Origin of the sequence: Nocardiopsis prasina DSM 43845 (assembly GCF_000341265.1) — a bacterium.
GTDB classification, from domain to species: domain Bacteria; phylum Actinomycetota; class Actinomycetes; order Streptosporangiales; family Streptosporangiaceae; genus Nocardiopsis; species Nocardiopsis prasina.
Map to the genome: position 1 here is coordinate 155,076 of NZ_ANAE01000110.1, position 19,257 is coordinate 174,332.

Consider the following 19,257-nt stretch of genomic DNA (forward strand, 5'->3'; position numbering starts at 1 on the left):
CACCCCGGCGAAGGACGGCTACTGGGCGTCGGCGGTCTCCTTCTCCTCGCCCGGGGCCGGGTTCTCACCCTTGACCGAACGCAGCAGCAGCTGGGAGACGTCGACGACCTCCAGCGACTCCTTGGCCTCGCCCGACGACTTCTTCTCGTTGATCGCGTCACCGAGCATGACCTGGCAGAACGGGCAAGCGGTGGAGACGGTGTCCGGGTTCGTGGTCAGCGCCTCGTCCACACGCTCGGTGTTGATGCGCTTGCCGATCCGCTCCTCCATCCACATGCGGGCACCACCGGCGCCACAGCAGAAGCCGCGCTCCTTGTGGCGGTGCATCTCCTGCGTCTTGACGCCGGGAACCTGCGCCATGATGTCGCGCGGGGGCGTGTACACCTTGTTGTGGCGGCCCAGGAAGCACGGGTCGTGGTAGGTGATGTTCTCGTCGATCGAGTTCACCGGGGTGAGCTGCCCCTCCTCAACCAGCTTGGCCAGGAGCTGGCTGTGGTGGATCACCTCGTAGGTGCCGCCCAGCTGCGGGTACTCCTTGGCCAGCGTGTTGAAGCAGTGCGGGCAGCTGGCCACGATCTTCGTGACCCCGGCCTCGTTGAGCGTCTCGACGTTCTGCTGGGCCAGCATCTGGAAGACGTACTCCATGCCGAGGCGGCGCGCCGGGTCACCGGTGCAGGCCTCCATGCCGCCCAGCACGGCGAACTTCACGCCCGCGATGTCCAGCAGCTCGGCGATGGCCTTCGTGGTCTTCTTGGCGCGGTCCTCCAGGGCACCGGCGCAGCCGACCCAGAACAGGTACTCCGTGCCCTCGGGGAGCTTGTCCTCGACGACCGGGACCTCGACCGGGTTCTCCTGGGAGGCGAGCTCCTCGATCCAGTCCATGCGCCGGTCCTCGGCCATGCCCCACGGGTTGCCCTTGTTCTCAAGGTTCTTGAGCAGGGTGTTGGCCTCGGACGGGAAGTTGGACTCGACCATGACCTGGTAGCGGCGCATGTCCAGGATGTGGTCGATGTGCTCGATGTCGACCGGGCACTGCTCCACGCACGCACCGCAGTTGGTGCAGGCCCACAGCTCGTCGGGGTGGATGACGCCACCCTCCTCCTCGGTGCCGACCAGCGGCTTGTTGAGGAGGGCGAGGACGTCGACTCCGGCGTGGCTGTCGTCGGCGCCCTCGGCGATGGTCTCCTCGGTGATGCCCTTGAGGAGGTAGGGGGCCTTCTCGTAGGTGTGCTTCTGGAGGTCGAGGATGACCTTCTTGGGAGAGAGCGGCTTGCCGGTGTTCCAGGCGGGGCACTGGGACTGGCAGCGGCCGCACTCGGTGCAGCTGGTGAAGTCCAGGAGGCCCTTCCAGGTGAAGTCCTCCAGCTTGCCCGCGCCGAACGGGTCCTCGTCCGGGTCGGCCTCCTCGAAGTCGAGGGGCTTGGTGCCGGACTTGTCCATCATCTGCTTGGCGGCGCCGAGGGTCGGGGTGCCGTCGGCGTTGCGCTTGAAGTAGATGTTGAACGGCGCGATGAAACGGTGCCAGCCGATGCCCATGGTGAGCTTGAAGTACAGGATCGCGAAGAACGCGTAGCTGATGATCAGCTTGAACGCGGCGACCAGGGCGATGGCGGGCTCGGCCACGGCGACGTCGGTCGGCAGGATCGCTCCGACGGCGTGGGAGATCGGGGTGGCCCAGACCGGGAACGGGAAGTCCTCGATGGCGACCTTGAGACCGCGGATCACGAAGATCGAGATCAGCAGGGCCCACAGGTAGGCCTCGACGTAGTACGCGGTCCACGTCTTGGAGTTGTAGAAGCGGGAGTCCCGGCCCTTGCGGTGGGGCCCGTTCAGCAGGCGGTAGACCGTCAGACCGATGATGCTGACGAGGCTGGCCCCGGCGATGACCTCGATGGCCAGGCCGTAGAGGACCCAGTCGTGGATCAGCGGCAGCTTGAAGTGCGGGTAGAAGACCTCACCCTGAGCCTCGATCACCGTGAAGACCAGCAGCGGGAAGGAGACCATCACGAACCAGTGGGCCACACCGACCCACGGCCGCTTCAGCATCCTCGTGTGTCCGAGGATCTCGATGAGCGTCATCGTGAACCGTTGTCCGAACGGTCCCTTCCGCTCCGGCTCCACCGTTCGGCCGACACCCACGGTTCGCACGATCTGGCGAATGGCCAGACCGAACAAGGTGAACGCGACCACGGCGAAGACCGAGGTGATGATGCCCAGCGTCAAGTACAGAGGATGCATCGTCCGTGGCCTCCCATCCTGCTTCCGTCTACCGGTGCGCCACACACCGGTGGTCCCTATTGATGTTACTAGCGAGTAATAGCACGGCGGCCACCGACCCGGAGTCCACCCGCGCGGCGGCGGGTGCCCACGGTAGCCAGTCGCGACGCGACCCGGTTCACGCGGGTGCGAACCGGACACCCCGAACACACCGCACACCCCCATCAAAGCGGACCGGGGGCACGACACGGGCCACCCGACCCCCGGGAGAACCCCCCGCCGTGTCGCGGCACGCCACTCCGCCCGCCCCGCCGAGACCCCCGGAGGCGACCCCGAGACGCCCCCGGCATCCCTGGTTTCCAGGTCAAGGATGTCCCCGAGTTCTCCCGGGGTTCATCCGTTCCCCTCGTGAAATCGGCCCAGGTCGGGAACATCCCCGCGCGGCCACCCGTTGTCAGGGCGTAGGAAGCAACTTGAGTGGGGTCGACTCAACTGACTTGACAGCCCCAACCCGACGAAGCAAAATTACGCCTGAACGACTCAACTTTGACGGAGGAAACAACCATGGCACGTGCGGTCGGAATCGACCTCGGTACGACGAACTCGTGTGTCGCGGTCCTTGAGGGTGGCGAGCCGACGGTCATCACCAACGCCGAGGGCTCCCGCACCACCCCCTCGGTCGTGGCCTTCGCCAAGAACGGCGAGGTGCTCGTCGGCGAGGTGGCCAAGCGTCAGGCCGTCACCAACGTCGACCGGACCATCCGCTCGGTGAAGCGTCACATCGGCACCGACTGGTCGGTGCAGATCGACGACAAGACCTTCAACCCGCAGCAGATCAGCGCCTTCATCCTCCAGAAGCTCAAGCGCGACGCCGAGGCCTACCTGGGCGAGGACGTGACCGACGCGGTCATCACCGTCCCGGCCTACTTCAGCGACTCGCAGCGCCAGGCCACCAAGGAGGCCGGCACGATCGCGGGCCTGAACGTCCTGCGCATCATCAACGAGCCCACCTCGGCCGCGCTCGCCTACCACCTGGAGAAGGAGGACGAGGCGACGATCCTCGTCTACGACCTCGGTGGCGGCACCTTCGACGTCTCCCTCCTCGAGGTGGGCGACGGCGTCGTGGAGGTCAAGGCGACCAACGGCGACAACCACCTCGGCGGCGACGACTGGGACCAGGCGATCGTCGACTGGCTGGTCGAGAAGTTCAAGAACTCCAACGGCGTCGACCTCGCCAAGGACAAGATGGCGCTCCAGCGTCTGCGCGAGGCCGCCGAGAAGGCCAAGATCGAGCTGTCCAGCTCCAGCGAGACGCAGATCAACCTGCCCTACATCACGGCCTCGGCCGAGGGTCCGCTGCACCTGGACGAGAAGCTCACCCGCGCCGAGTTCCAGCGCCTGACCGCCGACCTGGTCGAGCGGACCAAGACCCCGTTCCAGCAGGTCATCAAGGACGCCGGGATCAGCCTGGACCAGATCCACCACGTGGTCCTGGTCGGCGGGTCGACCCGTATGCCCGCCATCGCCGAGCTGGTCAAGGAGATGACCGGCGGCCAGGACCCCAACAAGGGCGTCAACCCGGACGAGGTCGTGGCCATCGGCGCCGCGCTCCAGGCCGGTGTGCTCAAGGGCGAGGTCAAGGACGTCCTGCTGCTGGACGTCACCCCGCTCTCCCTGGGCATCGAGACCAAGGGCGGCGTGTTCACCAAGCTCATCGAGCGCAACACGACCATCCCGACCAAGCGCTCCGAGATCTTCACGACGGCCGACGACAACCAGCCGTCCGTGCAGATCCAGGTGTACCAGGGCGAGCGTGACATCGCCCAGTACAACAAGAAGCTGGGCGTCTTCGACCTGACCGGTCTGCCCCCGGCGCCGCGCGGCGTCCCGCAGATCGAGGTCGCCTTCGACATCGACGCCAACGGCATCGTCAGCGTCACCGCGAAGGACCTGGGCACCGGCAAGGAGCAGTCCGTCACCATCTCCGGTGGTTCGGCGATGTCCAAGGACGACATCGACCAGATGGTCCGCGACGCCGAGCAGTACGCCGAGGAGGACCGCAAGCGCCGCGAGGAGGCCGAGGTCCGCAACAACGCCGAGTCCCTCGTCTACCAGACCGAGAAGGTCATCAAGGACAACGAGGACAAGGTCCCGGCGGACGTGCGTTCCGAGACCGAGGCCGCCGTCGCCGAGCTGAAGACCGCCCTGGAGGGCACCGACACCGAGGCCATCCGCTCCGCGAGCGAGAAGGTCGCGCTGGCCAGCCAGAAGATCGGTTCCGCGATCTACAGCCAGGGCCAGCAGGGTGAGGGCGCCGCTCAGCCCGGTTCCGAGAACGCCGACTCCTCCACCGAGGACGCGGACGTCGTCGACGCCGAGATCGTCGACGAGGACAACGGCAAGGGCAACCAGGGGTCCTGACCCCCGAGGACCGGTGAGAGGCGAGGAAGGAGGGAACGTCGGACATGGCGCCGTCGGACAAGGACAAGAACAACCCCGACTCGGGTGACGAGAACCAGGGTCCGGTGATCCGGGACAACCGCAAGGTCGACCCGGAGACCGGCGAGGCCCGCACCCCCGAGGGTGCGTCCGCCGAGGAGACCACGGCCGCCGAGGAGGAGCCCGAGGTCGTCGAGGTCGAGATCGAGGACGTCCCCGAGGTTCCGGACACCCCGGAGTCCGTGGTGACCGAGGCGATCAACGCGGACGAGCGGGTCATCGAGCTCACCAACGACATCAAGCGGGTGCAGGCGGAGTACGCCAACTACCGCAAGCGTGTCGAGCGCGACCGCGTGGCCGTCCGTGAGGTCGCCACCGCCCAGGTCGTCGGAGAACTCCTGCCGATCCTGGACGACATCGGTCGGGCCCGTGAGCACGACGAGCTCAACGGCGGGTTCAAGGCGGTGGGTGAGGCCCTGGAGGCCACGGCCACCAAGCTGGGCCTGGAGAAGTACGCCGAGCAGGGCGACGAGTTCGACCCGAACGTCCACGAGGCGCTCACCCTGGTCCCGGTTCCGAACATCTCCGTCCAGACGGTGATCGAGGTGTTCCAGCCTGGGTACCGCATGGGTGAGCGGGTTCTGCGCCCCGCCCGCGTGGTGGTCGGTGAGCCGCTGGAGGGCGCGGGGGACGACGAGTCCGCCGCCCCGTCCTCGGACGCCGACGACTCCACCGCCGAGAACGGCGAGGACAAGCAGTAACGCCTGCCTCGAGCAGGCAGGCATGGACCCGGCCGTGGCCGACGTGAGAGCGTCGGTCACGGCCCCGGGCCGCCCCCGGCACCCCAGCGGTGCGGGGCCACGTGGAAACATCGGACGCAACCGGCACCAGCGGGAGAAGGCACCAGTCGATGAGCACCAAGGACTACCTGGAGAAGGACTACTACAAGGTCCTGGGAGTCTCAAAGACGGCCTCCAAGGACGAGATCAAGTCGTCCTACCGCAAGTTGGCCCGGGAGAACCACCCGGACGCGAACACCGACGACCCCAAGGCCGAGGACCGCTTCAAGGAGATCTCCGAGGCGTACAACGTCCTGTCGGACGAGAAGCGCCGTAAGGAGTACGACGAGGCGCGCTCCATGTTCGGCGGGTCGTACCGGCCCGGCGGCGCCGGTCCCGGCGGGTTCGACATGAGCGACATCTTCGGCCAGAGCTCCGGCGGAGGGGCCGCGGGCGGCGAGCGCCTGAGCGACATCTTCGGCGGACTGTTCGGCAACCGCGGGCGGGGCGGCACCGCCACCCGCAGCAGGCGGGGCGCCGACGTCGAGACCGAGGCGACACTGACCTTCCGCGAGGCCGCGGACGGGGTGACCCGTTCGTTCCAGCTGAGCAGCGAGGCCCCGTGCCCCACGTGCAAGGGCACGGGAGCGCGCGCCGGCACGGCCCCGCGCATGTGTCCCAAGTGCAGCGGCACCGGACACGACAGCACCAACCTGGGCGGCTTCTCGCTGTCCGAGCCGTGCAGCGAGTGCAAGGGACGCGGCCTCGTGGTCGACGACCCCTGCCCCACCTGCACCGGCAGCGGGCGAGGCAAGAGCACCCGCACCATACAGACCCGCATCCCGGCCGGGGTCAGCGACGGCCAGCGCATCCGTATCAAGGGCAAGGGCGCCCCCGGCGAGCACGGCGGCCCCAACGGTGACCTCTACGTCGTCGTCCACGTGAAGGGACACCCGGTGTTCGGCAGGAACGGCGACAACGTCACCATCACGGTCCCGGTGACCTTCCCCGAGGCGGCCCTGGGCGCCGAGGTCCGGGTCCCCACCCTCAGCGGCTTCCCCGTGACCGTGAAGGTGCCGCCGGGCACCCAGAACGGGCACACGCTGCGGGTCCGCGGCAAGGGCGCCACCCGCAAGGACGGCACCACGGGCAACATGCTCGTCACCTTCGAGGTGGACGTGCCCAAGACACTCAACGGCGACGCCCGCGAGGCTCTGGAGAAGTTCCGCGCGGCGACCTCCGACTACGACCCGCGCGACGGGCTCGAGGCGCGGGCGAAGGGCGCGTGAACAACGTGAACGATCCTGCCTTCGGCGCCGACGCACCGGTCTACGTGATCTCGGTGGCCGCTGAGCTGGCCGGGATGCATCCGCAGACGCTGCGGCAGTACGACCGGCTCGGGATCGTGTCTCCGGGCCGTACCTCCGGCCGGGGCCGCCGGTACTCCATGCGCGACGTACGGACGCTGCGCGAGGTGCAGCGCCTGTCGCAGGAGGAGGGCATCAACCTCGCCGGCATCAAGCGGATCCTGGAGTTGCAACACGAGGTGGAGCAGCTGCGCGAGCAGGCGTTCCACCTGGCCAACGAGCTTGAGGCGGCCCGCCGGGCGGTGTCCCGGCGGGGCCGTCCGGCCCGTCCCGAGGGCGGGCCGGTACGCGGGGAGCTGGTGCGCCGCACCCGCGTCACGATCTTCAACACCGCCGAACCCGACGGCGAGCACCCGGACCAGGGCCGCCAGGGCGGGGCGGGCGGCCAGAGTGGCCCCGGCGGCCGGGACGAACCCGAGACGGGCGGTCCGGCCCAGGGCTGACAGACGGGAACCGCGATGCGGGACCCGGCGAGTTCGGCCCCAAGCGATCACTCTGAGTAACTATTCATGCGGAAGGAGTAACCGGACGTGAACTACAAGCTCACGCGGAAGAGCCAGGAGGCCCTGGCTGCGGCGATCCGTGAGGCCACCGCCGACGGCAGCCCGCAGACCGAGCCGCTGCACCTGCTGAACGCCCTGCTCGACCAGGCCGAGGGCATCACCCGACCGCTGCTCAAGGAGGTCGGTGCCAGCCCCGACCAGCTCAAGGACAAGGTCGAGGCCGCGATCAGCGCCCTGCCCAAGGCGGCCGGATCGACGGTCAGTTCGCCGTCCTCCTCGCGCCAGCTCATCGTCTCCATCAACACCGCCGCCCAGCGCGCGCAGCAGATGGAGGACGAGTACGTCTCCACGGAGCACCTGCTGGTCGGCCTGGCCACCGACGGCGGTGAGGCGGCCCGGCTGCTCAACGAGGCCGGTGCCGCCCCGGAGACGCTGCTGGAGGCCTTCGAGCGGGTGCGCGGCACCGGGAAGGTCACCTCGGAGAACCCGGAGGACACCTACCAGTCGCTGGAGAAGTTCGGTGTGGACCTCACCGAGCGCGCCCGCGAGGGCAAGGTGGACCCGGTCATCGGCCGGGACGGCGAGATCCGCCGGGTGATCCAGGTCCTGAGCCGACGCACCAAGAACAACCCGGTGCTCATCGGTGAGCCCGGCGTGGGCAAGACCGCCGTGGTCGAGGGGCTGGCCCAGCGCATCGTGGCGGGTGACGTGCCGCAGTCGCTGCTCGGCAAGCGCCTGATCAGCCTCGACCTGTCCGCGATGGTGGCGGGCGCCAAGTACCGGGGTGAGTTCGAGGAGCGGCTGAAGGCGGTGCTCTCGGAGATCAAGGAGTCCGAGGGCCAGGTCATCACGTTCATCGACGAGCTCCACACCATGGTGGGGGCGGGCGCGGCCGAGGGCGCCATGGACGCGGGCAACATGCTCAAGCCGATGCTGGCCCGGGGCGAGCTGCGCATGGTGGGCGCGACCACCCTGGACGAGTACCGGGAGAAGATCGAGAAGGACCCCGCGCTGGAGCGCCGCTTCCAGCAGGTGATGGTGGGCGAGCCGTCTGCCGCGGACACCATCGCGATCCTGCGCGGCCTCAAGGGGCGCTACGAGGCACACCACAAGGTGCAGATCTCGGACTCCGCGCTGGTGGCCGCCGCGACGCTGTCCGACCGCTACATCACCGCGCGGTTCCTGCCCGACAAGGCGATCGACCTCATCGACGAGGCGGCGTCCCGGCTGCGCATGGAGATCGACTCCAGCCCGGTGGAGATCGACGAGCTGCGCCGCACGGTGGACCGCCTCAAGATGGAGGAGATGGCGCTCGACAAGGAGTCCGACCCCGCGAGTCAGCAGCGGCTGGAGCGGCTGCGCGCCGACCTCGCGGACCGCCAGGAGCACCTCAACGGCCTGGTGGCGCGCTGGGAGCAGGAGAAGGCGGGGCTGAACCGGGTCGGTGACCTCAAGGGCCAGCTGGACGAGATGCGTACGAAGGCGGAGCTGGCCGAGCGCGAGGGCCGCTTCGAGGAGGCGTCCCGGCTGATGTACGGGGAGATCCCGCAACTGGAGAAGCAGGTCGAGGAGGCGTCCAAGGCCGAGGAGAGGGCCGAGGCCAGCGCCGGGGACACCATGGTCAAGGACGAGGTGGGCGCCGACGAGATCGCGGACGTCGTCTCCTCCTGGACCGGTATCCCCGTCGGGCGGCTCATGGAGGGCGAGACCTCCAAGCTGCTGCGCATGGAGGACGAGCTGGGACAGCGGCTGATCGGGCAGAGGGACGCCGTCCAGGCGGTGTCCGACGCGGTGCGCCGCGCCCGCGCGGGGATCTCGGACCCGGACCGTCCCACGGGGTCGTTCCTGTTCCTCGGTCCGACCGGTGTGGGCAAGACCGAGCTGGCCAAGGCGCTGGCCGAGTTCCTGTTCGACGACGAGCGCGCGATCGTGCGCATCGACATGAGCGAGTACTCGGAGAAGCACTCGGTGTCGCGGCTGGTGGGCGCGCCTCCCGGGTACGTGGGTTACGAGGAGGGCGGCCAGCTCACCGAGGCGGTGCGGCGTCGCCCGTACACGGTGGTGCTGCTGGACGAGGTGGAGAAGGCGCACCTGGAGGTGTTCGACACCCTGCTCCAGGTGCTGGACGACGGGCGCCTCACCGACGGCCAGGGCCGTCAGGTGGACTTCCGCAACACGATCCTCATCCTCACCTCCAACCTCGGTTCCCCGTTCCTGGTGGACCAGTCGTTGGAGGAGGCCACGCGCAGGGAACGCGTGATGGACGTCGTGCGGGCCACGTTCAAGCCGGAGTTCCTCAACCGGCTGGACGACGTGATCATGTTCGACGCGCTCTCCACCGAGGACCTGACCCGGATCGTCGACCTCCAGGTGGACAAGCTGGCTCGGCGTCTGGCCGACCGTCAGCTGACCCTGAGCGTCACCCCGGCGGCCCGCGAGTGGTTGGCCCTGACCGGTTACGACCCGAACTACGGTGCCCGGCCACTGCGCCGTCTGGTGCAGTCCAGCATCGGTGACCCGCTCGCCCGTGAGCTGCTCTCGGGTGAGTTGAGCGAGGGGGACACCATCCGGGTGGACGTGGACGACTCCCTGGACCGGCTGTCCGTGACGACCGGCGGGGCGGACCAACCGGCCTGAGCGACGGCGAGGGGCCGTACCGGCACCGGTACGGCCCCTCGCCGTGTGTACGGGTTGTCGCCGTGCCGGTTCAGAGGATCAGGAGGATGCCCAGCCCGCTCAGCACGAGGCCGATGACGATCGCCGTCCAGGCGTAGCCGGTGAAGCGGGCCCGCTCCTCCTCGTCCTCCTTGCCCATGGCCACCGCCGCGAAGGCGATACCGACGACGCCGCCGATCAGGTTGCAGCACACGAGCGTGAGGATGGCGACGGCGAGGGCGGTTCCGGGACTGCTCTCGCCGGAGGACGTGTAGGCCATGGGGGCTCCAGGGTCGGGGGGATGTCACCCCGTGGGATGCCCTCCGGGGCTCGGTGGTTTGCGCGGTTCGACCACCTCCTCGCGAGAATCGGACACGGACAACATCGGCCCCTTCGTTCGAGTGCTGTCCCCGAAACACATCACCCATCAGGCCGAATAGGGCATGGCCGGTATTCACTCCTGCCCGCCCCGATCAGGGCCGAGCACGAGAACTCAGCGCAGCGGTTTCAGAAGTCTGAACTCGTTTCCCGAAGGGTCGGCCAGCAGGTGCCAGGGGGCCTCGTCCTCGGTTTCCACACGAACCGCGCCCGCGTGCACCAACAGTTCCAGGGCGTCGGTCTCGCGTTCGTGCTCTTCGAGACGCAGGGCCGGGCCCATGAGGTTCGGTTCGTTCGCGGGCTTGGGTCCGAGCTCGTCGCAGAACGCCAGGCGGATGCCGGGGCCGTGCGGGGGCCGCAGCTCCGGGTGGCCCTTCTCGGTGGGTGTCCAGCCGGTGATCCGCGCCCAGAAGTCCCGGTCGGCCCGAGGGCGCGCGGAGTCCACGGGCAGTGATCCCAGTCCGGGTCCGGCCTCCTCGTAGCGATCGCCGGGCATCACACAGAAGAGGTTTCCCTCGACGTAAGCCAGCACCTCCCACGGCACGTCGCCCTGCCCCACGTCGCGTGGGGAGGCGCCCAGTGAGCACAGGGTTCGGGCCCAGGAGCGGTGGTCGCTCCCGCCGCTGAGGTCGAGGTGCAGCCGCGTGATGGCCGGTTCCGACCGAGAGGTGGAGGGGGCCGGGATGAGGCGTAGCGGCACGCCCGGAGTCGCGAGCAGCAGCCCGGCGGGCTCTCCCCGCACGATCGGCACCCTCAGGGCCTCCGACCAGAAGCGGGCCAGGGTGGGGGGATCGTCGGCTTGGAGGGTGATCGAGTCCACGAGCATGGCGTGGAGGGTAGCGCGGGGGTACGACGCTCGGAGATGGCTTCCTTCTCCGTGTGCCTTCCGGCTGTGTCCAGGGTGGCTGACGAGGTTCGGGCCGTGGCCTTCCTCGCCGGGTGGAAGCCACGGCCCGCGCTACCTGCTGCGGACTCTCGTGGAAACGGGACTCCGTCGCCTGACGCCCTTCGGGGCGTCGACCGCCCCATGGGCGAAGTCCACGGACCGGGTTGGTCCGATCCGCCTTCCTCGTGGCGGGTGGAAGGGCCTAGGAGCGCGGCAGCACGCCCAGGAGCATCGAGGTGAAGGCGACGCGTAGAGCATCACGCAGTTCCATGTGGAGCGCACCGAGGGCAGGTTCGTCCGCATAGGCGGCGAGAAGGCTGGGCGACGGTGGGGTGTAGGACGCTAGGGCGCCCGCCGAGATGAGGCTCGTCAGGCAGAACAGTTGAGCGTCGTCGCCGAGCTCGGGCACGTGGCGGCGCACGAGCTCGGACATGGTCGCGAGCCTGGCGAGGGAGGATCGCTTGTGCCGCTTGACCACCTCGACCGAGACGTTGTGCTCCAGGACGCCGCCCTGCGCACCGAAGAGGTCGCACAGCACCCCCCGGTTCGCCAGCGACCGGCTGAGGACCTCGGCCAGCTGGGCCGCCCGCAGTTCTGGTGCCGCGTGTGCCTCGATGCCCGCGGCCAGCTCCTCCGCCAGCTCGGCGAGCCAGTCACCCAGGAAATCGTCCAGCAGTTCGAGCAGTACGGCCTCACGCGAGTCGAAGTACCGCAGGACGTTCGACTTGGCCAGACCCACCCGTCGGCTGAGCTCGTTGAGGCTCACCTCGGCCACGGGCATCTCGTCGAGCATCGCCGCCGCCGTGTCCAGGATCGCTCGGCGGCGGATCTGGCGTTGCTCCTCGCTTCGCGCCCGCTGGAATGTCATGTCCTCAACCTAGCTTGAAGACCGCCGGTCTCTTGACATCAGACCACCGGTTCTTTAAGTTGGTCTCAATAATAGACCACCAGTCTTTTAGGAGCGCGCCATGAGCGGTGACTGGACCGAGGAACACGTGCCCGATCAGCACGGCCGGGTGGCGATCGTGACCGGAGCCAACACCGGGCTGGGTTTCGAGACCGCTCGGATGCTCGCCGAGCACGGGGCGGCTGTGGTCCTGGCCGTCCGAGACGTCGAGAAGGGCAGACAGGCAGCCTCTCGCATCACCGGCGACGTCACCGTCCAGGCCCTCGACCTGGCCTCCCTGGACTCGATCCGCTCCGCCGCGGTCGACCTACGTGCCAACCATCCGCGTATCGACCTTCTGATCAACAACGCCGGCGTGATGTACACCCCGAAGCAGACCACCGCCGACGGCTTCGAGCTGCAGTTCGGCACCAACCACCTCGGCCACTTCGCCCTCACCGGCCTGCTGCTGGACCGGCTCCTGCCTGTTCCCGGGTCCCGCGTCGTGACGGTCAGCAGCACCGGCCACCGCATCCGCGCCGCGATCCACTTCGACGACCTGCAGTGGGAGAACTCGTACAGCCGGGTCGGCGCCTATGGCCAGGCCAAACTCGCCAACCTGATGTTCACGTACGAGTTGCAGCGCCGGATCGAACGGCACGGCACCACGATCGCGGTGGCCGCCCACCCCGGCATGTCCAACACCGAGCTCCTGCGCAACACACCCGCCGCGCTTCGGCTGCCCGTCACCTGGTTGGCACCGTTGCTCACCCAGAGGCCCGAGATGGGCGCCCTGCCCACACTGCGGGCCGCCACCGACCCGGACGTGCTCGGCGGGCAGTACTACGGTCCCGGCAACCGGGGCGAGATCCGGGGGTACCCCAAGCTGGTCACCTCCAGCCCCGACTCCCACGACCAGGCCACCCAGCAGCGTCTGTGGACCGTCTCGGAGGAGCTCACCGGAGTGACGTTCCCCGCTGGGTGAAACGGTGGTTCCACACGGGAGGGGTCTCAACCCTCCATAGCGCCAGATATGAAGGGTTGACTGCGCCCCACGCCCCACGCCCCACGCCCCACGGGGATGGTCTCCCCCGTGTCACCGGCCGGGCGGGGCCAGTTCCTCCAGGAGCTCCTCCACCAGGACGCGGACGCGGTCACGGATCGGCCGCACCGCCTCCACGCCCTGTCCCGCCGGGTCGGGCAGGCTCCAGTCCAGGTAGCGCTTGCCTGGGAAGAACGGACACGCGTCTCCGCAGCCCATGGTGATCACCACGTCCGAAGCGCGGACCGCGTCCGTGGTGAGGACCTTCGGCACGTTGGCGGCGATGTCGACGCCGACCTCGGCCATGGCCCGCACGACGGCGGGGTTGACGGTGTCGGCGGGGGCCGAACCGGCCGACCGCACCCGCACCCTCCCCGCGCCCAGGTGCTGGAGGAAGGCTGCCGCCATCTGGGAACGTCCGGCGTTGTGCACGCACACGAACAGCACCTGCGGGATCTCAGGGCCGGACACCGCGCACCTCCTCGTGGGGGAAGAACCGTCGCGACCACAGCGCGACGTGGACCAGGGCGATCAGGACGGGAACCTCGATGAGGGGCCCCACCACCCCGGCCAGGGCCTGCCCCGAGGCGGCCCCGAAGGAGGCGATGGCCACGGCGATCGCCAGCTCGAAGTTGTTGCCCGCCGCCGTGAAGGCCAGCGTGACCGATCGGGGGTGGGTGAAGCCCAGCAGGCGTCCCAGGAGCAGGGTCCCGGCCCACATGAGCACGAAGTACACGAGCAGCGGGGCCGCGATACGGACCACGTCCCAGGGCTGGGAGGTGATCGCCTCGCCTTGGAGGGCGAACAGCGCCACGATGGTGAACAGGAGCCCGTACAGCCCCCACGGGCCCAGCTTCGGGAGCAGCCGGTTCTCGTACCAGTCGCGGCCGCGCGCCCGCTCGCCCAGGCGGCGGGTGAGGTATCCGGCGAGGAGCGGAACGCCGAGGAAGACCAGGACGGAGACGGAGATGTCGACGAAGGACACCTCCAGCGCGGCCTGTTCCCAGCCCAGCCACCCCGGCAGGGCCACCAGGTAGAACCAGCCCAGCGCGCCGAAGGCGACCACCTGGAACACGGAGTTGAGCGCGACCAGGACGGCGGCGGCCTCGCGGTCGCCGCAGGCGAGGTCGTTCCAGATGATGACCATCGCGATGCAGCGGGCGAGTCCGACGATGATCAGGCCGGTGCGGTACTCGGGGAGGTCGGCCAGGAACAGCCAGGCCAGGGCGAACATCACCGCCGGACCGACGATCCAGTTCACCGCCAACGAGGTGACGAGCAGGCGCCGGTCGCCGGTGACCGTTCCCAGGCGGTCGTAGCGGACCTTGGCCAGCGGCGGGTACATCATCACCAGCAGTCCGAGGGCGATGGGCACCGACACCCCGGCCACGCCCATCCCGGCCAGGGCCTGCCCCAGACCGGGGACCGTTCTGCCCAGGGCCAGGCCCGCGGCCATGGCGATCAGGATCCACACCGTCAGGTAGCGGTCCAGGACCGGTAGGCGCACCACACCCGTCTCGGTGCTCGGCTGGACGGGGGCGCTCACGCTCCGGCCGCCGTCGTGGTGCGGCGGGTGAGGACCGCGGCCAGGCGGTCGGTGGCGGCGGGCACGAGCCGGTAGTAGACCCAGGTGCCGCGCCGCTCGGCGGTGATGAGTCCGGCCTCGCGCAGCAGTTTGAGGTGGTGGGAGATGGTGGGCTGGGAGAGGTCGAAGGCGGGCGTCAGGTCGCACACGCACACCTCGCCGCCGTCCGGGGTGGCGATCATCGACAGCAGTCGGAGCCGCACGGGGTCACCGAGGGCCTTGAAGACCCTGGCGAGTTCCGAAGCCTCGCCCTCCTCCAGCGGGGTGGTCAGCAGACCGGGGCAGCAGTCCGCGACCGTGCCGGGGACCGAAGCGGGAGCATCGGCCGTGCGCTCTTGATTCGACATGCGTCTATGTTGACAAACTTCAAAACAACCCGCAACCTTGCATCGACGGATTTCGATACAAGGCCTGTGGAGGTCCCCCGTGTCCCGTGTGCAGCTCGCCCTCAACGTCGCCGACCTCGAAGCATCGGTGGTCTTCTACACGCAGCTCTTCGGCGTCGAACCCGCCAAGCGCCGCCCCGGGTATGCCAACTTCGCCGTCTCCGAGCCCCCGCTCAAGCTGGTCCTCATCGAAGGCGAGCCCGGACAGGAGACCCGACTGGACCACCTGGGGGTGGAGGTCGAGGACTCGGCTCAGGTCGACGCCGCCACCGAGCGGCTCAAGGAAGCGGGCCTGGCCACCTTCGAGGAGAACGACACGTCGTGCTGCTACGCGGTCCAGGACAAGGTGTGGGTGCACGGCCCCGGCAGGGAGCCGTGGGAGGTGTACGTGGTGAAGGCCGACAGTGACCAGCGCGGCAGGGCCGAGGACGTCCCGAACCCGGCCCAGCCCGCCCAGAGCCCGGTTCCGAGCCCGGCGTCGGGGTCGGGGTGCTGCGGCGGCTGAGCACTGGCGTTGGTTCACGCCCGTTCGTGATCACGCTGACGCGTGAGAGGGAGAGGGTCCGCGCGCCCAGCGGAGCGGACCCCTCTCCCCGGAGAGCGCGAATTCATGGAGCTCACCGGCTGCGGGATGGGTGGGGCCCGGCGACTTCGCCGCCGGGCCCCGGTCCTGTGTCGGCTAGGTCAGGAAGCTGATCTGGTGGGTGAGGTTCTGGCCCACGATGTCCAGGGCGTTGAGGCCCAGGAGCAGGGTGGAGCTGATGGCTGTGGCGGGCCATACCCACCAGGGGCGGGGCGCGCGGTGGCGGCCCCGGGGCGGAACCGGTTCCGGCTCGGATTCGGCGTGGGACGCGGCTTCGGCCGCTTCTTGTGCGGCTTGTTCGCGGTGGTGGCGGGCCACCTTGACCCAGTGCGGGAGGGGCCCGTGTTCGAGCATGTACGCCACTCGGGGGTTGTCGCCCATCTGACGGAGCAGGCGTTCCTGTCGGTCCTGGTGGGTCTCGGTCCAGGCGGACGCTGATTCCAGGGCCGGGACTCCTGGCTGGGGTGGGCGTGTGTTCGTCCGGGGGAAGCGGTGGCCTCGGGGTGCGGTCAGGACCGACCGAATCTCCGGGCTGACCTGAACACTGCCGGTCATCGCACACCACCACAGGTGCCCCCACCAGAGACCAGGGCGGGGTGGGTGAACTCGGCCCAGATCACAGTGCCCAACCCAGCACAGAACGGGAAGTCCAGCACCGGCCGGAACCCCCACCGCGTAGCGAGGTGGTCGAGGATGAGCAGGCCGCGTCCGCGTTCGGCGCGTTCCCTCTGCTGGCGGGTGCGCCTACGCGGGACCTTCGGAACGGTGTCCGTGGTGGAGCTGGTGCGGGTGCCGTCATCGATGATCGAGACCCGCACAGCGCCCGGCCGGGGCAGGTCGAGGGTGCGGACCACCCTGCCGTCGGGGTCCTGTCCGGATCGGGAGTGTTCGCAGGCGTTGGCGAACATCTCGCTCAGACACAGGACCATGTCTTCCCTCGCCTCGACCGGCAGGCTGGTCATCCGGTCCAGGTCCACGGTGAGGTCGGTGCGGACCCGGCTGGTCTGGGAGAGCTGTCCGGGGTAGACGCGGGACTCCCACCGGGACTCGGAGGGTGGGCTGTTCGTGTGGTTGAGGGCAGGGGTGTGCGGCACAATGGCCATGTCGGCAATCGCTTTCTCTAAGCAGGTGGTTGTTGTCGGCCTGCTCTGGGGGTGTTGGTGCACCCGCCAGAGCTTTTTCGTGGACTGGCTTCGGGGCCTCTCAGGCAGCGGGCGGAGGTTCCGGGTCACTCCTGTGAACACCCAGGTGCCGGTGAGCGAGCAGCCGCAGGAGTTCGGTGCGGTTGGGGGCGGTGATGCGCTCGTAAGGGTCGCCGTCACCGGACCATCCGAGGGGGCGTCGAGCCACGAAGGTCTCGTTGGGGACCTGGCCTTCGACGGTCATGTTCCAGTGCTTGTGGAGCAGGGTGCAGAGCACGTGTTCTGGGATCGGCAGTGACTCCGTGTGCGGGTTGTTCGGCTTCGGAACCTTGCCCGCTACTGGCCGGTTGCCGGGCACCCGGGTGGGCGCGGGGTGATCGTGAATCGCCTGGTCAATCAACCGGACCGCCAGTTCCCCATCGCTCTCCTCCCGCGCGATCCGCAGGGCCTCCAGGACCAAGGGGAGGCGGTTGCGCAGAGTGTGGTTGTGCCACACATCCACCTGCGCCGGGGTCAGATGGCCGGGTGCCGTGAGGGAGTCTTCGGCCACGGCCAGAAGGTCCCGGGTGTCGATGTCCAACATCACTGCTCTCCCTCGATCCGGGTCCACGGGTTATCGGTGAGGTCGTAGGACAGGTGGAACCAGACCTGTCGGAACTTCGGGTTGCCGTTGTCTCCCCACCGGTCCGCGAGGGTGTCGATGAGAGCGAGCCCTTTGCCTTGCGCAGTCCCCGACGCGATCTCCTGGGGAGTCGCAGCGGTGAACGGGCCCGGTTCGAGGGGGAGGCGGCTGCCTTGGTCCTGGCAGGTCAGGGTCATGCCGTTCGCGCCTCGGTCGACGGTGAGTGAGTAGGTCTGTCCGTGGTCGCTGGAGCGCGAGTGGGCGAGGGCGTTGTTGGCCAGCTCCGAGCCGAGCAGGGTGAACAGGTACCGGTAGTCCTGGCTGCGTTCGGCGGCGCTGGTGTCCAGGAACGCCCGCACCAGGGGCATCAGGCTGGGGAGTCCGGCGAAGGCGTACTTGCGCTTACGGAACGGGGTGCCCACGGTCCGGGAGAAGTAGTGGGCGTGGAAGGGCTTGATGAAGCTCGCCAGCGGGACCGTTGCCTCGCGGTGGGTCAGTTCGGGGGAGAACACGCTCACGTGGCCACCGCCAACCGTCGCAGCCCGGCGAGGATGGCCCCCAGGACCTGCATGGGGACGGAGTCGATCGGCCGCCTGGGCGCAGGGATCACCGGACCCCGAGAGCGAGACGTGGTGGTGTGGGGAGGGTTCGCGGCGAAGGCCCGCACACGCGCGGCCTGCCGGGGACGACGGCGATGGAACGCCACGGACACGAGATGGCACATGCATGCCAGCGCGGAGAGATTCAGAGATCGCACAGGCGACTCCTTCTTCGTGTGCCGCTGGATGAAGGCGGCGACATCTTGGATTCAAGCCCTATCCTGAAGCCTTCAGTCTGAAGCGTCAATAGGAACTCTTCAGACTGAACGAAATGTCCCGTTCCGAGAGGCCGTCATATGATCGGCTGGCCATCCATCGACGACACAGAGGCAGCCATGAGCAGGGAATCGCCAACTATTCGCCGACGTCGACTCGTGCGTGAGCTGCGGCGCATGCGTGAGGCGGCGGGGATGAGCATTGAGGAGGCTCGCCATGCTCTCGGATGGACGTCAGGGCGCCTGAACCACATGGAAGCTGGCCGATCTCGCCCAGACTCCAGCGCGCTCAAGGACTTGATGACCACCTTCGGCGTTTCCGACCCGGCCCGTCGCGAGGCAGTGCTGGAACTTGGGAAGCAGTCGAAGAAGCGTGGATGGTGGGCGAAGTTCGATGACGTCCTACCCGATGACTTCATCGGGTTCGAGGCCGAGGCCTCGGTCATCTCGACTTTTCAGCCAATCGTCATGCCGGGCCTACTCCAGACTCCCGAGTATGCCGCCCTGTCCGCAAGGGCTCGACTCGCACGTACAGAGGACGAGATTGACCGCATCGTTGCGGCCCGTATAGAGCGCCAGAAGATCCTCACCCGGGAGGACGCCCCCGAGGTGCACGCGATCATCGCAGAGGAGGCCCTCCTCCGCCTTCATCACAGCGAGCCCGAGCTGTCGCACCGCCAGATTTCGCACCTGATCGACACTGCCGAGGACCTGAACGGCGTCACCATTCAGGTGCACCCCGAGGCTGCTGGGATTTTCGCGGCAACCTCCGGGGCCTTCACGATTCTCGACTACACCAACGAGCTCGATCTCCCGATCGTGTATGTCGACACCACTGAAACCGGCGTCTACATGGAGGAACCTGAACAGGTCACGGCATACCGGAAAGTCTTCGACCACGTCAGTATGGACGCGCTGTCTAAGGCAGCATCCATCGAACTGATGAAGCAGATCATCACCGACTAGAGGCAGC

The 19,257-nt window shown here is 68.4% G+C and carries 19 protein-coding genes; 8 read left to right on the plus strand and 11 right to left on the minus strand.

Annotated elements, in window-relative coordinates:
* Positions 1-18: 18 nt before the first annotated feature.
* Positions 19-2,238 carry a (Fe-S)-binding protein gene (locus tag D452_RS0111380; RefSeq protein ID WP_017544274.1) on the minus strand — a complete coding sequence of 740 codons (2,220 nt, stop codon included), beginning with the start codon at positions 2,236-2,238 and terminating at the stop codon, positions 19-21.
* Between the two features lie 543 nt (positions 2,239-2,781).
* Here D452_RS0111380 and dnaK point away from each other — a divergent pair.
* The 5 genes from dnaK (at position 2,782) to clpB (ending at position 9,942) form a co-directional block, all read left to right on the plus strand.
* Positions 2,782-4,638 (plus strand): molecular chaperone DnaK, encoded by a 1,857-nt coding sequence (dnaK, locus tag D452_RS0111385; protein WP_017544275.1) that lies wholly within the window; start codon positions 2,782-2,784, stop codon positions 4,636-4,638.
* 44 nt (positions 4,639-4,682) lie between these two features.
* The gene (grpE, locus tag D452_RS0111390; RefSeq protein ID WP_017544276.1) at positions 4,683-5,417 is read left to right on the plus strand and encodes a nucleotide exchange factor GrpE; all 735 of its coding nucleotides are present in this window, start codon (positions 4,683-4,685) and stop codon (positions 5,415-5,417) included.
* Positions 5,418-5,566: 149 nt separating this feature from the next.
* On the plus strand, positions 5,567-6,724 hold the full coding sequence (dnaJ, locus tag D452_RS0111395) for a molecular chaperone DnaJ (RefSeq protein WP_017544277.1): 1,158 nt from the start codon (positions 5,567-5,569) through the stop codon (positions 6,722-6,724).
* Positions 6,721-7,245, plus strand: a complete 525-nt coding sequence (locus tag D452_RS0111400) for a heat shock protein transcriptional repressor HspR (protein WP_017544278.1) — start codon at positions 6,721-6,723, stop codon at positions 7,243-7,245. The genes dnaJ and D452_RS0111400 overlap by 4 nt, the downstream gene beginning before the upstream one ends.
* A gap of 87 nt (positions 7,246-7,332) precedes the next feature.
* Positions 7,333-9,942 (plus strand): ATP-dependent chaperone ClpB, encoded by a 2,610-nt coding sequence (gene clpB, locus D452_RS0111405; protein ID WP_017544279.1) that lies wholly within the window; start codon positions 7,333-7,335, stop codon positions 9,940-9,942.
* 70 nt (positions 9,943-10,012) lie between these two features.
* Here the strand turns inward: clpB and D452_RS0111410 are convergent, their stop codons facing one another.
* The 3 genes from D452_RS0111410 to D452_RS0111420 all read right to left on the minus strand — a co-directional run bounded on the left by D452_RS0111410 (position 10,013) and on the right by D452_RS0111420 (position 12,092).
* Positions 10,013-10,240, minus strand: a complete 228-nt coding sequence (locus D452_RS0111410) for a hypothetical protein (protein ID WP_017544280.1) — start codon at positions 10,238-10,240, stop codon at positions 10,013-10,015.
* Positions 10,241-10,453: 213 nt separating this feature from the next.
* Complete coding sequence (locus tag D452_RS0111415) at positions 10,454-11,164, minus strand: VOC family protein (protein WP_017544281.1); 711 nt, start codon at positions 11,162-11,164, stop codon at positions 10,454-10,456.
* A gap of 262 nt (positions 11,165-11,426) precedes the next feature.
* Positions 11,427-12,092: a TetR/AcrR family transcriptional regulator gene (locus D452_RS0111420; protein WP_017544282.1), complete on the minus strand. Its 666-nt coding sequence runs from the start codon at positions 12,090-12,092 to the stop codon at positions 11,427-11,429.
* Between the two features lie 100 nt (positions 12,093-12,192).
* On the opposite strand from D452_RS0111420, the gene D452_RS0111425 reads away from it, so the two are divergent.
* A complete protein-coding gene (locus D452_RS0111425; protein WP_017544283.1) occupies positions 12,193-13,095 on the plus strand; it encodes an SDR family NAD(P)-dependent oxidoreductase in 903 nt (300 codons plus the stop codon).
* A gap of 111 nt (positions 13,096-13,206) precedes the next feature.
* Here the strand turns inward: D452_RS0111425 and D452_RS0111430 are convergent, their stop codons facing one another.
* The 3 genes from D452_RS0111430 to D452_RS0111440 are packed head-to-tail and all read right to left on the minus strand — an operon-like array spanning position 13,207 to position 15,084.
* Entirely contained in the window at positions 13,207-13,623 is a 417-nt protein-coding gene (locus tag D452_RS0111430) for an arsenate reductase ArsC (protein WP_017544284.1), read from the minus strand.
* A complete protein-coding gene (gene arsB, locus D452_RS0111435; protein ID WP_017544285.1) occupies positions 13,610-14,698 on the minus strand; it encodes an ACR3 family arsenite efflux transporter in 1,089 nt (362 codons plus the stop codon). Before arsB ends, D452_RS0111430 begins: the two co-directional genes overlap by 14 nt.
* Positions 14,695-15,084, minus strand: coding sequence for an ArsR/SmtB family transcription factor (locus tag D452_RS0111440; RefSeq protein ID WP_017544286.1), 390 nt, complete (start codon positions 15,082-15,084; stop codon positions 14,695-14,697). Before D452_RS0111440 ends, arsB begins: the two co-directional genes overlap by 4 nt.
* 79 nt (positions 15,085-15,163) lie before the next feature.
* On the opposite strand from D452_RS0111440, the gene D452_RS28120 reads away from it, so the two are divergent.
* Positions 15,164-15,628, plus strand: a complete 465-nt coding sequence (locus tag D452_RS28120; RefSeq protein ID WP_017544287.1) for an ArsI/CadI family heavy metal resistance metalloenzyme — start codon at positions 15,164-15,166, stop codon at positions 15,626-15,628.
* Between the two features lie 174 nt (positions 15,629-15,802).
* On the opposite strand, the gene D452_RS0111450 is transcribed toward D452_RS28120, so the two are convergent.
* The 4 genes from D452_RS0111450 to D452_RS0111465 all read right to left on the minus strand — a co-directional run bounded on the left by D452_RS0111450 (position 15,803) and on the right by D452_RS0111465 (position 17,988).
* Positions 15,803-16,087, minus strand: a complete 285-nt coding sequence (locus D452_RS0111450; RefSeq protein ID WP_017544288.1) for a hypothetical protein — start codon at positions 16,085-16,087, stop codon at positions 15,803-15,805.
* A gap of 170 nt (positions 16,088-16,257) precedes the next feature.
* Positions 16,258-16,809: an ATP-binding protein gene (locus D452_RS0111455; protein WP_017544289.1), complete on the minus strand. Its 552-nt coding sequence runs from the start codon at positions 16,807-16,809 to the stop codon at positions 16,258-16,260.
* Positions 16,810-16,909: 100 nt separating this feature from the next.
* Positions 16,910-17,431, minus strand: a complete 522-nt coding sequence (locus D452_RS0111460) for a hypothetical protein (RefSeq protein WP_017544290.1) — start codon at positions 17,429-17,431, stop codon at positions 16,910-16,912.
* Positions 17,431-17,988, minus strand: a complete 558-nt coding sequence (locus D452_RS0111465) for an ATP-binding protein (RefSeq protein ID WP_017544291.1) — start codon at positions 17,986-17,988, stop codon at positions 17,431-17,433. The genes D452_RS0111460 and D452_RS0111465 overlap by 1 nt, the downstream gene beginning before the upstream one ends.
* A 416-nt stretch (positions 17,989-18,404) precedes the next feature.
* Between D452_RS0111465 and D452_RS0111470 the strand changes: the two genes are divergently transcribed.
* Positions 18,405-19,250, plus strand: coding sequence for a helix-turn-helix domain-containing protein (locus D452_RS0111470; protein ID WP_083927503.1), 846 nt, complete (start codon positions 18,405-18,407; stop codon positions 19,248-19,250).
* Positions 19,251-19,257: the final 7 nt, after the last annotated feature.

Coding starts and splice junctions, on each gene's coding strand:
- D452_RS0111410 (WP_017544280.1), bottom strand. CDS start 10,240: ATGGCCTACACGTCCTCCGGCGAGAGCAGTCCCGGAACCGCCCTCGCC.
- D452_RS0111420 (WP_017544282.1), bottom strand. CDS start 12,092: ATGACATTCCAGCGGGCGCGAAGCGAGGAGCAACGCCAGATCCGCCGC.
- D452_RS0111425 (WP_017544283.1), top strand. CDS start 12,193: ATGAGCGGTGACTGGACCGAGGAACACGTGCCCGATCAGCACGGCCGG.
- D452_RS0111440 (WP_017544286.1), bottom strand. CDS start 15,084: ATGTCGAATCAAGAGCGCACGGCCGATGCTCCCGCTTCGGTCCCCGGC.
- D452_RS0111460 (WP_017544290.1), bottom strand. CDS start 17,431: ATGTTGGACATCGACACCCGGGACCTTCTGGCCGTGGCCGAAGACTCC.
- dnaK (WP_017544275.1), top strand. CDS start 2,782: ATGGCACGTGCGGTCGGAATCGACCTCGGTACGACGAACTCGTGTGTC.
- D452_RS0111470 (WP_083927503.1), top strand. CDS start 18,405: ATGAGCAGGGAATCGCCAACTATTCGCCGACGTCGACTCGTGCGTGAG.
- grpE (WP_017544276.1), top strand. CDS start 4,683: ATGGCGCCGTCGGACAAGGACAAGAACAACCCCGACTCGGGTGACGAG.
- dnaJ (WP_017544277.1), top strand. CDS start 5,567: ATGAGCACCAAGGACTACCTGGAGAAGGACTACTACAAGGTCCTGGGA.
- D452_RS0111450 (WP_017544288.1), bottom strand. CDS start 16,087: ATGGGCGACAACCCCCGAGTGGCGTACATGCTCGAACACGGGCCCCTC.
- D452_RS0111415 (WP_017544281.1), bottom strand. CDS start 11,164: ATGCTCGTGGACTCGATCACCCTCCAAGCCGACGATCCCCCCACCCTG.
- D452_RS0111455 (WP_017544289.1), bottom strand. CDS start 16,809: ATGGCCATTGTGCCGCACACCCCTGCCCTCAACCACACGAACAGCCCA.
- D452_RS0111380 (WP_017544274.1), bottom strand. CDS start 2,238: ATGCATCCTCTGTACTTGACGCTGGGCATCATCACCTCGGTCTTCGCC.